The sequence below is a fragment of the Terrabacter sp. R4-6 genome (assembly GCF_057529065.1).
In genome coordinates this window covers 2,273,209-2,287,192 of sequence record NZ_CP197224.1, presented here as the reverse complement: position 1 = coordinate 2,287,192, position 13,984 = coordinate 2,273,209, and the positions used below count along the sequence as shown (strand labels likewise).

Below are 13,984 nucleotides of genomic sequence, written 5' to 3'. Positions count from 1 at the left end.
CCACAGAGGCGTGTGGAAGACGGGTCTGCATATGTCCGATTTGAATGGATTGCTGACTAGTCACCTGTGCACGGCGCGAGCCCCTGCTTCCACAGAGTTGTCCACAGGCGGTGGACAACTCTGGCGTTCCCCATCCCGTCGCGTCTGTGCACCCCGGGTCACGGGGAGGTCACGCTGTGCACACAGGTGTGGACAAGCCTGTGGACAGATGTGGACGTATGCCGTGTGCCCGGCGAGGTGCGGCCGTCCCCGAACGAGGCGACTAGTCACCAACGGGCGCGATGACGCAGCGACGGGAGACGGCGAGGAGGGACTCGAAGAGGGCCTGACCGTCCGGAACGGGCCCGAGCTGGGCGAAGATCTCGCTCGTCACGGCGCCGAGCAGGAGCGTCCAGGCCGCCAGTCCCTGGGCCAGGGTGACGGCGTCGAGCCCGGTCGCCTCGAACATCGGCGACTCGAGCATGTCCCCGACGCCGGCCTCGGCGCGCGGCCGCTCCAGGCCGAGACGGTCCGGGTCGGCGAGCCGCCCGGCGAGCCGGACGTCCTCGAGCAGGGCGACGAGGAGCACGAGGACGGCGGTGCCCGGCTCCGGGGTGCGCTCGGCGGGAGCCTCGTAGTCCGGGACCGGGGAGCCGTAGATGAGGGCGAAGTCATGGGGTCGGTCGACCGCCCACGCCCGCAGGGCACCTCCGATGGCGTCCCACCGTGCCTCGAGGTCGTCACCGGGGACGGCGTCGTGGGCGCAGCGGACGGCCGTGGCGAGCGACCAGTACGAGTCGATGATGAGGCGGGTGAGCAGTTCGTCGCGGCTCTCGACGTAGCGGTAGATCCCGGACGACACCATGCCGAGGTCGCGGGCGACCGCGCGCAGGCTGAGGGCGGCTGCGCCGTCGGTCGCCAGGTGCTCGCGGGCGACCCGCAGGATGTCGGCCTCGACGGCGAGGCGGTTGCGGGCGCGCTTGCCCAGCGGCGCGGCCGGGGCGTCAGCACGAGTCTCGGCAGGAGTCTCGGCAGGAGCGTCGCCATGAGGGCCGGTGGGCGTGATGTCGAGCGGGTCCATGGGTCGAGCCTGCCACAGGTCGGGAGAAAATGTGAGCAGTGCTCTTGCTTTTGTGGTCTCGGGATGTCACGATTGAAATGTGAGCGGTGCTCACACCTTGACCGAAGGAGCAGACCATGACCCACCACCTCGTCCTCGGCGCCGGAGGCGTCGGCCGCTCGACGACCGCCGCCCTCGTGGAGCTCGGCCACACGGTGACGCTCGCGTCACGCTCGGGCCGTGTCAGCGAGCGGCCGTGGCACGACTCCCACCCCGACGCCGTCGAGGTCGTGGCCGTCGACGCGGGCGACGCAGCCGCCCTGACCGCCCTGGCTCGTGGCGCCGCGAGCATCGTCAACGCCGTCAACCCGCCGAGCTACATGTCGTGGGACACCGACTGGCCGCCCGTCGCGGCCGCCACGCTCGCCGCCGCCGAGTCCTCCGGCGCCGGACTCGTCATCATCGGCAACCTCTACGGCTACGGCGAGGTCGAGGCACCCATGCACGAGGACGACCCGATGCGCCCGACCGGACACAAGGGTCGGATCCGCGCCGACATGTGGACCGAGGCCCTGGGCCGCCACGAGGCCGGTCGCCTGCGCGTCACCGAGCTGCGCTCGAGCGACTACTTCGGTCCGGGCACGACGCCACGCACGAGCTACCTGGGCGACGTCGTCATCGACGCGCTGCTCACGGGCCGACCGCCCGTCGTGCCAGCGGGCCGCGCCGACGCGCCGCACTCCTGGACCTACGTCCCCGACGTCGGCCGCCTCGCAGCCCGGGTCGCCGCCGGTGACGACGGCTGGGGTCGCGCCTGGCACGTGCCCACCGCTCCCGCCCGCACCTTCGACGAGGCCGCCGCCGACGTTGCGCGCCTCGCCGGCGTGACACACCGCCGGGTACACGTGCTGCCCCGGCCGCTCGGCACCGCGGCGGGTCTCGTCGTCCCCTTCATGCGCGAGCTGCGCGAGACCCGGCACCAGTTCGAGCGGCCCTTCGTGCTCGACTCGGACCTCACCCAGCGCACCTTCGACCTCGCCCCGACCCCCTGGGACGAGGCACTGGCGGCGACGATCGCCGCCCGGCGGTCTGTGAAGACTGCCTCCGGGGGAGCCGCGGCCTGACGCCGACGCGGCCCGACGGCATACGCCATCGGGCCGCGTCAGCGGACGTCAGTGGGGCTGGGTGGAGCTCAGTGCGACTGCTGGCGGATCCGGTTGGTCAGCTCGGTGACCTGGTTGTAGATGGCGCGGCGCTCACCCATGAGCTCACGGATCTTGCGGTCGGCGTGCATGACCGTCGTGTGGTCACGGCCGCCGAAGTGCTGCCCGATCTTCGGCAGGCTCAGGTCGGTCATCTCGCGGCAGAGGTACATCGCGATCTGACGGGCCGTCACGAGCTGGCGCGAGCGGCTCGAACCGCAGAGGTCCTCGAGCGTCACCGCGTAGTAGGCCGCGGTCACCGCCATGATCGTCGCCGCCGTCACCTGGTTGGGCGTCTCGTTGGGCAGCACGTCCTTGAGCACGATGACCGCGAGGGGCAGGTCGACCGCCTGGCGGTTGAGGTTGCTGAAGGCCGTGACGCGGATGAGGGCGCCCTCGAGCTCGCGGATGTTCGTGCTGAAGTTCGTCGCGATGTACTCGAGGACGTCGTCCGGGACCTTCATCCGGTCCTGGATCGCCTTCTTGCGCAGGATCGCGATGCGGGTCTCGAGGTCGGGCGGCTGGACGTCGGTCAGCAGCCCGGACTCGAAGCGCGTGCGCATCCGGTCCTCGAAGCCCGACAGCTCACGCGGCGGCAGGTCACTGGTGATGACGATCTGCTTGTTCGCGTTGTGCAGCGTGTTGAAGGTGTGGAAGAACTCCTCCTGCGTCTGCAGCTTGCCCTGGAGGAACTGGATGTCGTCGATGAGCAGCACGTCGACACTGCGGTAGCGGTTCTGGAACGCGCTCGCCTTGTCGTCACGGATGCTGTTGATGAAGTCGTTGGTGAACTCCTCGGAGTTCACGTAGCGCACGCGGACGTTCGGGAACATCGTGCGGGCGTAGTGCCCGATCGCGTGGAGCAGGTGGGTCTTGCCCAGCCCGGACTCGCCGTAGACGAAGAGCGGGTTGTACGCCTTGGCCGGGGCCTCGGCGACCGCGACGGCCGCCGCGTGGGCGAAGCGGTTGCTCGCGCCGATGACGAAGGTGTCGAAGGTGTACTTCGGGTTGAGCCGGGTGTCGCCGGGCGAGCTGGGCTCGGGGCGCTGCTGCAGGCGTAGCGGCCCGCTCTCGCCACCGCTCAGCGGGTCGGGACCGAGCTCCATCCGCGTCTGCACGTCGTATGCCGGCTGGCGCGGCTCGTCGAGGTCGGCGCCGTTGAGCGCGGGCGCGCTCTCGGCGAGGTCGCGCAGCGGGTTGGCCGTCTGCCCGTGGCCGCCACCGTTGTGGTGGCCACCGATGACGCCGGAGCCGTTGCCGGCGGCAGACGTGCCGCCTCCGCCAGGACCGGCACCCTGACCGCCCGCCTGACCGCGCGAGCCGTCGTGGACCTGACCGCTCGGCTCGTCGGTGATGACGCCGAGGTCGGGCTCGAGGCTCTCGTCGACGGACACGGCGAGCTGCACCGGGTGGCCGAGCTGGCTGGCGAGGGCCTCGTGGATCTGCTCACGGACCCGCTGCTCGAGGAAGTCCTTGGTGAACGTGTTGGGCGCGCGCACGAGCGCCGTCTGGTCGAGCACGCCGACGAGGCGGCACAGCCGGACGAAGGCGCGCTCCTGGTTCGACAGGCCCACGGAGTCGAGGGTGCCGAGCGTCTGCTGCCAGATCTGCGCGTAATCGACGCCTGTCTCGGCCACCTGATCCCACCTGCCCCTGACTCAATTCCGTTGCACCTGTTGCGTTCCCGGCTCGGTTCGGCGCGAGCGCGGGGCTCGAGCCTGCCGGGTCGGACCTACGGGGTCCGTCCGTGTCCTGGTGAACGATGCCCTGTTGTCCACACGTTTGTCCACAGCCTGTGCATGGGGTGGCGAGGATCGTGAGAGTCGAAAACCTACAGCCGCAGGCTCGCTGGTGACAATCGAGTCCTCCACAGATCTTCGGCTTCACGGCGTGTCGCCTTGCAATCGCCGCGGGACCTTCGAGGATCGTGGGTTTTGGCGTCCTCGCCCGCGCGGCTCCGTCGGTTTGACCCTCTCTCGGCGGCTCCCGTATCGTTGACCGAGCGTGTCTGCGACCTCTTTCGCATGCCCATGGCCCCGAGCCCGGCCCAGCCGGACCATCTCGACCCTCCACGGGCTTGCCGATTGCGGTCGCAACGGCCACCACTAGCCCCACAACGGGAGCCGGGCTGGCGTCGTCATGACGTCGGACGGGCCCCTGCAACCTACGGAGAACCTCGTGAGCAAGCGCACCTTCCAGCCGAACAACCGTCGCCGCGCCAAGACGCACGGCTTCCGCCTGCGCATGCGCACCCGCGCCGGCCGCGCCATCCTCGCCCGCCGCCGCAGCAAGGGCCGCGCCGAGCTCTCGGCCTGAGCAGCCGGAGGCCGCGGCGTGCTGCCGGCACGTCACCGACTGCGTGAGCGGACGGACTTCACGACGGCAGTACGCGGGCCCGGCGCCAGCAGAGCAGGCGGGCGACTCATCGTCGTGCATGCCAACCGGACCGATGCGCGTGCGGAACTTCCGCCGCGCGTCGGTTTTGTTGTGTCCAAGGCCGTCGGCAACGCCGTCGTGCGCAACCGGACCAAGCGCCGGCTGCGCGCCAGCGTCGCGACCCGGCTGACCGGCATACCTGCTGGTCTCGACCTCGTCGTGCGGGCCAACCCTGCCGCGGCCGACGCGACCTGGGACGAGCTCGACCTCGCGGTCGGACGCCAGCTCGAGAAGGCGTGCCGGTCATGAGCGCCCGCCTCAACCAGGTGCTCGCAGCACCCCTGGTGATCGCGGTCAAGCTCTACCAGCGTTTCATCTCCCCCCTCTCGGGTCCCAGCTGCCGCTTCTACCCGAGCTGTTCGGCGTATGCCGTCACCGCGCTCACCCGGTTCGGCCCGGTTCGTGGTGGTTGGCTCGCGATCCGCCGGCTCGGCCGCTGCAACCCGTGGAACCCGGGCGGGGTCGACCCCGTTCCGATGACGTGGGCCACGCGCAACGACGTGCGGCCCGAGGACTTCCGCCCCGCTGGACCTGCCGATGGACCTGCCGAGGACGAGCACGACCACCAGCACGACGCGCACCCCCCGCACGCAGTCCCGCACCGGGAACCCACGACCTGACCAACCGGCATATGGTTGCCGATCAGTGGTGAGTGGCCCAGACACCTCGAGCCCGAGCTGAACCGGCCGACCCACCAGACCACAGAGGAAACACGTGATCGACTTCTTCAACACCCTGCTCTATCCGATCAAGCTCGGTGAAGCCTGGGTCATGTACGGCTGGCACTGGCTCTTCGACAAGATCGGCCTGAACGGCGACCTGGCCGGCTGGGCCTGGGCCATGTCGATCGTCGGCCTCACCGTCGTCGTCCGGATCCTGCTCATCCCGCTCTTCGTGCGGCAGATCCACTCCTCGCGGCGGATGCAGCTCATCCAGCCCGAGATGCAGAAGATCCAGAAGAAGTACAAGGGCAAGCGCGACCCGGAGTCCCAGAAGGCGCAGCAGGCGGAGATCATGGATCTCTACCGCCGCACCGGGACCAACCCGTTCAGCAGCTGTCTGCCGATCCTCATCCAGAGCCCCTTCTTCTTCGCGCTCTTCCAGCTGCTCAACAACCTCAAGGCCCAGGCCGAGGGCGTGCCCGGTCACGACGCGATCGGCCCGATCACCCGCGAGGTGGCGGCCCAGATCGAGAGCTCGACGATCTTCGGAGCCAAGCTGTCGGACTCGTTCCTGACGCCCGGCGCCAGCCTCAACGTCAAGATCCTCACGGCCGTCCTCATCATCCTCATGTCGGCCACCACCTTCACGACCCAGTACCAGCTGATGCGCAAGAACATGCCTGCAGCTGCCTTGGACAACCCGTTCGCCAAGCAGCAGAAGGTGCTGCTCTACCTGATGCCGATCTTCTTCGCGATCTCCGGCATCAACTTCCCCATCGGTGTCCTGATGTACTGGCTCACGACGAACCTGTGGACCATGGGCCAGCAGTTCTACGTCATCCGCAACATGCCGGCTCCCGGCTCCGAGGCCGAGCGCGCTCGCCGCGAGCGGATGAAGCGCAAGGGCAAGGACATGCAGGAGCTGACGGTGCCGGGCCTCGAGTCGACCGAGACGGTCCCCGACGACGCGCCCAAGTCCGGCCAGCGCCAGCAGCCCAAGGGCAAGAAGCGCACCCGCACGCAGCCGACCAAGAACCGCCGCTGAGCTTCATCCACACACTTGTCCACACTGCCTTGGGGTCTCTGAACTGCGGAAACGTGAGTTGTCCACAGATCTGCCCCCGGTGACCGAAGGAGTTTCCATGAGCGACACGCAAGCCACGGACGTCGAGACGCCCGCCGACGCATCGGCTGAGACCACGCCCCCGCAGACCGAGCAGCCCGAGCAGCGCGAGCAGCCCGAGCCCACCCAGGTGGACGACACCGCGGCGGCGGAGGCCGCCGGCCAGGCGCAGACCCCGCAGGACTCCGGCGACGCAGAGCCGGTCGAGACCGGTGAGACGGCCGACGAGTCCAGCGAGTCCAGCCACTCCGACAAGCCCGAGACGGGCGACAAGAAGACGCGCGTCCGTCAGCTCGAGCGTGAGGGCGAGGTGGCGGCCGACTTCCTCGAGACGCTCCTCGACATCGCCGACCTCGACGGGGACATCGACGTGGACGTCGATGGCGACCGCGCCGCCATCGCCATCGTCGACTCGGACGAGGGTCGCGTGCCGCGACGGCTCGTCGGCACCGACGGCAAGGTCCTGGAGGCGCTCCAGGAGCTGACCCGACTGGCCGTACAGGTCGAGACCGGTGAGCGCAGCCGCCTCATGCTCGACATCGCGGGCCACCGCGCGCAGCGCCGCACCGCGCTCGTCGAGCTGGCCAAGGTCGCCATCGCCGAGGTGCAGGAGTCGGGGACAAAGCGTTCACTCGAGCCGATGACGGCGTTCGAGCGCAAGGTCGTCCACGACGAGGTCGCCGCTGCTGGTCTCGTCTCGGAGTCTGAAGGCGTTGACCCGCACCGGCACATCGTCATCCTGCCTGCCTGACCACCCTCCCGTTTCACGTGAAACGGGACTCGACCCGCTGCATCCGAGACGGTATCCACGAGGAGTGAGAGCGCGTGACCCACGATGCTCTCGACCCGGCGGAGCTGCCCGCCACCCCGGCAGCCGCGCCCGCCGTCTTCGGTGACCGGCTCGACCTGGCCGAGCACTTCGTGGCGATCCTGGCCGACACCGGGATCAGCCACGGCCTCATCGGTCCCCGTGAGACGCCTCGGCTCTGGGACCGCCACGTGCTCAACTGCGGTGTGGTCCACGAGGCGATCCCACGCACGGGGGAGGCCCAGCAGGTCGTCGACGTGGGGTCGGGTGCCGGCCTCCCCGGCCTGGCTCTGGCCATCGCCCGTCCCGACCTGGACCTGCACCTCGTCGAGCCGCTCGCCCGGCGCACCGGGTGGCTCTCGGGCACCGTCGCGCAGCTCGGCCTGACGAACGTCACGGTGCACACGGCGCGGGCCGAGACCATGTGGGACCGGCTCCATGCCCCGTGGGTCACGGCCAGGGCGGTGTCGCGCATCGTCCAGCTGGCCGAGTGGACCCTGCCGTTGCTCGAGGCGGGCGGCAGCCTGCTCGCTCTCAAGGGGAGCCGTGCCGCGGAGGAGCTGGCGGAGGGTCGCACGGCGCTGACCCGTCTCGGCGTCGTCGAGGCCGAGGTGCACGAGTACGGCGGCGACCTGCTCGATGAACCCACCATCGTGCTTCGAGCCACCGTCGGTGAGGTCGTGGACCGGCGGCGGTTCCGCTCTCGCCAGCCTTCCAGCGCCGGATCGGCCCGACGACGGGCTGATCGCCCTCGCGGTTCGCGACGCTCCGGCCCGGAAGCGGGCGGGCGTCCGCGCCATCAGCCATGATCGTGTCCAGACCATTTCGATGGACGCCCCACGCAGATCTCGTCGCGGGCCGTCCCTCAACCCCGGAGGTGCACTCCCTGTGACGATGTCGACCAACCTGGGCTGGCCGAGCGAACCCGAGCCGGGACCGGAGCACCGACGTCTCGGGTGGCTGGCGCGCATGTTGGGCGTTTCACGTGAAACGAACGACGCGACTCAGGCTGAGGCGGGTCACGAGACCCCGCAGGCGACCAAGGACGAGACAGCAGCTGCGCTGGAGCAGCCGACCACCTCCAGCACCGTCGAGGAGGAGTCCCCGGTGGACACCACGACGGAACGGGACGACGAGGAGACGCCGGCCGCTGACGACGTCGTCCACGCCGAGGACGGACTCGAGGCCACGGCTGACGGCGGAGCTGCCTCGGCAAGCCTCGAGTCTCCAATCGAGCCGGCGGAGCCGACGGGCGACGGGACGGTCTCGGACACCGAGGCGCCCGGCGTGCAGCCCGCCCCGGTCGAGTCTGCTCATGACGCGGTTCCGGCGGACGACGCTCCGCCCCCGGCCGAGATGGTGACGGCGGTCGACAGCTCGGACCCGGCTCCGACCGACGAGGCGGACTCCGACGCGGGATCCTCGAGTGAGGCCCCGCCGTCCGACGAGGCCGGTGGCGCGACGCCCGAGGCCGGCCTGCCGGAGGTCGGTGACGCGCAGTATGCGGCTTCCGCACCTGTGGACAACGCGGTGGACGACTCTTCGGGAAATGCCCGCGTTGAACGGGAAAACACTGCGAACGAGGCTGGGGACAACGTTGTGGACGAAGCCAGGCGCGCCTCGGAGCTCACGGCAGATCATGCGGATCGTGAGGCCCTCGCCGCAGCCATCCCGACTGCCGGTCAGGACACGCCCCTGGCGATGGAGCTCGCCGAGAACGCCCGTCGGCGCATCCAGCTGACGGGTCGTCCGTTCCCGAAGCCGGTGGGCCCTCGGGTGCTCACCGTGGCCAACCAGAAGGGCGGTGTCGGCAAGACGACCACGACGGTCAACGTGGCCGCAGCGCTGGCGCAGTCGGGACTCAAGGCACTCGTCATCGACCTCGACCCCCAGGGCAACGCCAGCACCGCCCTCGGGATCGACCATCACGCCGAGGTGCCGTCCATCTACGACGTGCTCGTCGACGGGACCCCTCTGCTCGACGTGGTGCAGCGGTGCACGACGGTCGAGAACCTCTACTGCGCGCCGGCCACGATCGACCTCGCCGGCGCCGAGATCGAGCTCGTGTCGCTCGTGGCACGCGAGTCGCGTCTGCAGAAGGCGATCGCCGCAGCCGCGGAGTCGGGGCACGAGTTCGACTACATCCTCATCGACTGCCCGCCCAGTCTCGGGCTGCTCACCGTCAACGCGATGGTGGCGGCCAGTGAGGTCTTCATCCCGATCCAGTGCGAGTACTACGCCCTCGAGGGCCTGTCCCAGCTGCTCAAGAACATCGACCTCGTCAGGCTCCACCTCAACCCGGCGCTCCACGTCTCCACGATCCTGCTGACGATGTACGACGGCCGCACTCGCCTTTCGGCTCAGGTCGCCGACGAGGTGCGCGAGCACTTCCCCACGGAGGTCCTGCGCACCTCGGTGCCGCGCTCGGTCCGGGTGTCGGAGGCGCCGAGCTTCGGTGAGACCGTCATGACCTACGACCCGGCGAGCAGCGGCGCTCTCGCCTACCTCGAGGCGGCGGGGGAGATCGCTGACCGTGGCGCGGCGGGTCGCACCTGACGGACCGGACACCATCTTCTCGCGGGGCCGTCACCATCGGGTGGCGGCCTCGTTTCACGTGAAACGCACGGATCGCCTCGCGCGGGTCCAGACGCGTCCACAGGGAGAGGAGCGGCGCGATTCGTGCGGACGTGTTTCACGTGAAACGAGGACGTGACGTGGTGGTCACAGCGCACCTGCCAGGAGCGCCGCTCGACTGTACGGGTCGTTTCACGTGCAACTCAATCGAGCGTCGGTGACGGCCGGGGGTCCGAAGATCGTCTAGCGGCTGACGTCGCACCCAGAGGCTCGAAGGGCACCCACAGGCACGCGACGAGGCCGAATGTTCCACGTGAAACGTCGTGTCCATACCGACACCGGCAGCGTTCCACGTGAAACGTGAGCCGCTGACGCCCCACGATGCGGCGCGACATGGCGCCGGGTGCGCAAGCTCGCCGCTCGCCAGCACCTAGACTGACCGACGGACGCGATGGCCGCGTCGGAGATGACGAGGGGTTGTCGAATGGCGGAGAAGCGTCGAGCACTGGGTCGAGGCCTCGGGGCACTCATCCCGAGCGCGCCGAGCGGAGGCGCGGGTCGACCCGTTGACGTCTTCTTCACCGAGCAGAAGCAGGCAGAGCCCGCCGTGGCCGGCGCCGCGCACGGTAGCGGCCCGACCGCCCCGGCCACACCGTCCGCTCCGACGGACCATGGCGGCGCGAGCACGCCTGAGGCTGCCGTCGACTCGGCCCCTTCGGTCGATTCGGCCGGCTCGGCCGGCTCGGTCGAGCCTGCTGCCGCGACGACGAGCAGCGGACTGGCTGTCGTCCCGGGCGCCGAGTTCGCCGAGCTCGACATCGAGTCGATCCGTCCGAACCCGAAGCAGCCGCGCACGGTCTTCGACGAGGACCACATGGCCGAGCTCGTCCACTCGATCCGTGAGATCGGTGTGCTGCAGCCCATCGTCGTGCGGCGCATCCCCGCCGACCAGCTCGACGAGGCCGAGGGCAAGACCTTCGAGCTCATCATGGGCGAGCGTCGCTGGCGAGCGTCGCAGGCGGCCGACCTCGGTGTCATCCCGGCCATCATCAAGGACACGAGCGACGACGACCTGCTGCGCGACGCGCTCCTGGAGAACCTCCACCGCAGCCAGCTCAACCCGCTCGAGGAGGCTGCGGCGTACCAGCAGCTGCTCGACGACTTCGGGTGCTCGCACGAGCAGCTCGCGACGCGCATCGGTCGCTCGCGACCCCAGATCTCCAACACCCTGCGCCTGCTGAAGCTCCCACCGCTCGTCCAGCGCCGCCTCGCAGCCGGAGTGCTGAGCGCTGGACACGCACGTGCCCTGCTGGGCATGGCTGACGGCGCCGCGATGGAGCGGATGGCTCAGCGCATCGTGGCCGAGGGCCTGTCGGTGCGCAACGTCGAGGAGCTCGTTGCCCTCGGTGAGGGCAACGATGCCCCCAAGCCCCGACGCCCGCGTGCGGGAAGCCGCCACCCGCAGCTCGACGACTTCACGTCCGGGCTCTCGGACCACCTCGAGACCCGGGTCGCCATCGCCCTGGGCCAGCGCAAGGGCAAGATCACCGTCGAGTTCGCCTCGATGGAGGACCTGCGCCGCATCCTCGGCCTCATGGGCATGTCGTCCCCGTCGCGGGAATGACGAGCCCGCTCGCCGCAGGCTGCCGTCAGAGCCAGGCCGGCGGCCGCGGGATGCGCACGACCGTGAGGCCGTCGACGCGGAGGACATCGGCGTGGGGATCCTGCTGCACCGCCCGGGCGATCGCCGCGCACTCGGCCGGAGCGCACCACCGCGGGTAGAGGCCCTGCTGGTCGTAGAGCATCGACCGGACCGTGACCGCCGTCATCGTCCCCTGGGCCGTTGCCTTCCAGCGAGGCTCCATCCACATGACCACCGCGTCGTCCGGGTGCTGACCCGCCACGGCTGCCGTGTCGCTGACGATGACGTCGTACTGGTCTCGTGTCGCTCGGTGCTCGCCGAGGTCGGTGCGCCAGGAGAGCACGCCGACGACGGCGATGATCGCGAGAGCCACAACGCCCGCGATCCGTGACGGCCGAATTCCCTTGAGCAGCAATGCTGCCGGCATGCAGACCGCGGGCCACGCCCAGAGCGATGCCCTCGTCCCCGTGACGACGCCGGAGTAGATCGTGAGGCCGGCCTCGAGTCCGACGACGAGGAGGACGGCGCCGAGCACGACCACGGCCGCCCGCCGCGTCGAGGCGTCGACGAGCGCCCAGACGAGGCAGACGACCGCGACCACGGCCGCCCACCCGAGGAGTCCCATGAGGGAGGCGAACTGGGTGCCGTAGCGCGCGAGGTTGGTCACGAGGTCGTCGAGACTCTCGAGGGGGTTCGGTCGACGCCAGGCCGAGATGGTCAGGCCGAACGTGCCGAACGCGAGCCAGTTGAAGGCGTAGACCGTCAGGATGCCGACGCCGTACGCCGCGACGAAACCGGCCGCACCGACGAGGAGGCGTCGCACCGACCGGTCGAGCTCCGTCACGACGAACGTCAGGAAGACGAGTGCCGCCACGGGAGGGTAGGAGAGGACCGCCAGGACGACGGAGAGCAGCATCCACACGGCGAGCGTCCAGCGGCGCCTCCGGGCCCAGGGGAGCGTCCACACCGCTGTGGCGGCGACGATCATCGAGGCCGAGAGGGTCCCGGGCCAGTAGACGAGACGGACCCAGATCGCCGACACGAAGACGGCGAACGTCAGGACGAACGTCGAGAGCCGGTTCGGCGGGGCCAGGGCGCGCACGAAGCCCCACACGAAGGCTGAGTAGGCCACGACGAAGACGGTGGAAGCCACGACGATCGAGGTCCGTTGCCCGATGACGTACCAGTAGACCGTGTTGAGCCAGCGCCCCTCGTAGAGGTTGCGGCTGAACTGCGCCGCCGACCCCGGCTCACGCCTGGCCAAGGTGAACGGCCAGTCGTCGTGGCGGATGAACGGGTGGGCCACCTGCAGCACGGCCCCGGTCACGACGAGCGCGAGCCCCAGAGCCGCCAGGACCACGAGCCACTCCGGCACGGCGCGGCGAGTGACCCACGGCGGCCGTCTGCGCACGGCGGACTCCACCTCGACGTGCGCGGTGTCGGTCATGCGGCTCCCCGGGTCCGTTCGAGTCGGTCAGGCGTTCGCAGCCCCTGACTGTGCTCCGCCCCCACGGTAACCCCGAGACCTGCGCGGTCTCTGGCACGTCGGTGCGAGGACCCGGTGCGTCGCGGATCGGGTACGTCCTGCAGGATCGAGGCACAGGGTGCACAGAGAGGACGAGGATGCCCGAGGGTCACACCATCCACGCGCTCGCCGATCGCCTCGACCGAGCCTTCCGGGGCCATGCAGTCGAGGCCACGAGCCCCCAGGGCCGGTTCGCGGCCGACGCAGAGCGTCTGGACGGACGCGTGTTCGAGCGGGCCCAGGCCTGGGGCAAGCACCTCTTCGTCGACATCGGAGACGCCACGCTGCACGTCCACCTCGGCCTGATCGGGATGTTTCCCGTGAAACATCTCGACGGAGCCGTGCCGCCGGCGCCCGTGGGAGCTGTTCGGCTGCGCCTCGTGGGCCCCGAGCACTGGGCCGACCTCCGCGGGCCGATGATCTGCACCCTGGTCGACGACGCACGCCAGCGTGAGATCGTCGCGACGCTCGGGCCGGACCCCCTGCGGCGCGGACAGCGACCGGAGCCGGGGTGGGAGCGGGTCCACCGGAGCCGGCGCACGGTGGCGGAGCTGCTCATGGACCAGTCCGTCGTGGCAGGCGTCGGAAACGTCTACCGCTGCGAGGTCCTCCATCGCCTCGCCGTGGACCCCCTCACCCGCGGCCTCGACGTGTCGGAGCAGGTCTGGCGTGAGATCTGGGACGACCTCGTGCTCCTCATGCCCCTCGGTCGTGCGTTCTCGCAGATCATCACCATGCCGGACCAGGTGGAGGCCGCCGCCCGGGCCAGGCGCTCGGGACGGGCACGAACGATCAGCCGACGTCTGACCGGAGAGCGGCTCGGGGACACCTTTGAGCGGCGGTTCCTCGTCTACAAGCACACTGGTGAACCCTGCCCGAGATGCTCGAATCCCTTGCAGGAGAAGGAGATTGCCGGAAGACGACTCTACTGGTGCCCGGCGTGCCAGGTGCGGCACTGAGCTCCGCGGCACGA

13 protein-coding genes are annotated in these 13,984 nt (G+C 69.9%); 10 read left to right on the top strand and 3 right to left on the bottom strand.

The window, feature by feature from the left end; genetic code table 11:
- Nucleotides 1–262 precede the first annotated feature (262 nt).
- The gene (locus ACSSS0_RS10755) at nt 263–1,060 is read right to left on the bottom strand and encodes a TetR/AcrR family transcriptional regulator (protein ID WP_487231146.1); all 798 of its coding nucleotides are present in this window, start codon (nt 1,058–1,060) and stop codon (nt 263–265) included.
- Between the two features lie 116 nt (nt 1,061–1,176).
- On the opposite strand from ACSSS0_RS10755, the gene ACSSS0_RS10750 reads away from it, so the two are divergent.
- Nucleotides 1,177–2,163, top strand: coding sequence for an NAD-dependent epimerase/dehydratase family protein (locus ACSSS0_RS10750; protein ID WP_487231145.1), 987 nt, complete (start codon nt 1,177–1,179; stop codon nt 2,161–2,163).
- Nucleotides 2,164–2,231: 68 nt separating this feature from the next.
- Here the strand turns inward: ACSSS0_RS10750 and dnaA are convergent, their stop codons facing one another.
- Nucleotides 2,232–3,878 (bottom strand): chromosomal replication initiator protein DnaA, encoded by a 1,647-nt coding sequence (gene dnaA / locus ACSSS0_RS10745; protein WP_487231144.1) that lies wholly within the window; start codon nt 3,876–3,878, stop codon nt 2,232–2,234.
- A gap of 541 nt (nt 3,879–4,419) precedes the next feature.
- On the opposite strand from dnaA, the gene rpmH reads away from it, so the two are divergent.
- The 8 genes from rpmH (at nt 4,420) to ACSSS0_RS10705 (ending at nt 11,468) form a co-directional block, all read left to right on the top strand.
- Nucleotides 4,420–4,557, top strand: coding sequence for a 50S ribosomal protein L34 (rpmH, locus tag ACSSS0_RS10740; RefSeq protein ID WP_020141619.1), 138 nt, complete (start codon nt 4,420–4,422; stop codon nt 4,555–4,557).
- Nucleotides 4,558–4,575: 18 nt separating this feature from the next.
- Nucleotides 4,576–4,926 (top strand): ribonuclease P protein component, encoded by a 351-nt coding sequence (rnpA, locus tag ACSSS0_RS10735; RefSeq protein WP_435983984.1) that lies wholly within the window; start codon nt 4,576–4,578, stop codon nt 4,924–4,926.
- Nucleotides 4,923–5,297, top strand: coding sequence for a membrane protein insertion efficiency factor YidD (yidD, locus tag ACSSS0_RS10730; RefSeq protein ID WP_487231143.1), 375 nt, complete (start codon nt 4,923–4,925; stop codon nt 5,295–5,297). The genes rnpA and yidD overlap by 4 nt, the downstream gene beginning before the upstream one ends.
- 94 nt (nt 5,298–5,391) lie before the next feature.
- Nucleotides 5,392–6,384 (top strand): membrane protein insertase YidC, encoded by a 993-nt coding sequence (gene yidC, locus ACSSS0_RS10725; RefSeq protein ID WP_435983986.1) that lies wholly within the window; start codon nt 5,392–5,394, stop codon nt 6,382–6,384.
- Between the two features lie 97 nt (nt 6,385–6,481).
- Nucleotides 6,482–7,213, top strand: coding sequence for a Jag family protein (locus ACSSS0_RS10720; protein ID WP_487231142.1), 732 nt, complete (start codon nt 6,482–6,484; stop codon nt 7,211–7,213).
- Between the two features lie 74 nt (nt 7,214–7,287).
- Entirely contained in the window at nt 7,288–8,079 is a 792-nt protein-coding gene (gene rsmG / locus ACSSS0_RS10715; protein ID WP_487231141.1) for a 16S rRNA (guanine(527)-N(7))-methyltransferase RsmG, read from the top strand.
- Nucleotides 8,080–8,164: 85 nt separating this feature from the next.
- Nucleotides 8,165–9,826: a ParA family protein gene (locus tag ACSSS0_RS10710; RefSeq protein ID WP_487231140.1), complete on the top strand. Its 1,662-nt coding sequence runs from the start codon at nt 8,165–8,167 to the stop codon at nt 9,824–9,826.
- Nucleotides 9,827–10,328: 502 nt separating this feature from the next.
- Nucleotides 10,329–11,468 carry a ParB/RepB/Spo0J family partition protein gene (locus ACSSS0_RS10705; protein WP_487231139.1) on the top strand — a complete coding sequence of 380 codons (1,140 nt, stop codon included), beginning with the start codon at nt 10,329–10,331 and terminating at the stop codon, nt 11,466–11,468.
- Between the two features lie 25 nt (nt 11,469–11,493).
- On the opposite strand, the gene ACSSS0_RS10700 is transcribed toward ACSSS0_RS10705, so the two are convergent.
- Nucleotides 11,494–12,933 (bottom strand): hypothetical protein, encoded by a 1,440-nt coding sequence (locus tag ACSSS0_RS10700; RefSeq protein ID WP_487231138.1) that lies wholly within the window; start codon nt 12,931–12,933, stop codon nt 11,494–11,496.
- A gap of 176 nt (nt 12,934–13,109) precedes the next feature.
- On the opposite strand from ACSSS0_RS10700, the gene ACSSS0_RS10695 reads away from it, so the two are divergent.
- Nucleotides 13,110–13,970 (top strand): Fpg/Nei family DNA glycosylase, encoded by an 861-nt coding sequence (locus ACSSS0_RS10695; protein ID WP_487231137.1) that lies wholly within the window; start codon nt 13,110–13,112, stop codon nt 13,968–13,970.
- Nucleotides 13,971–13,984 lie beyond the last annotated feature (14 nt).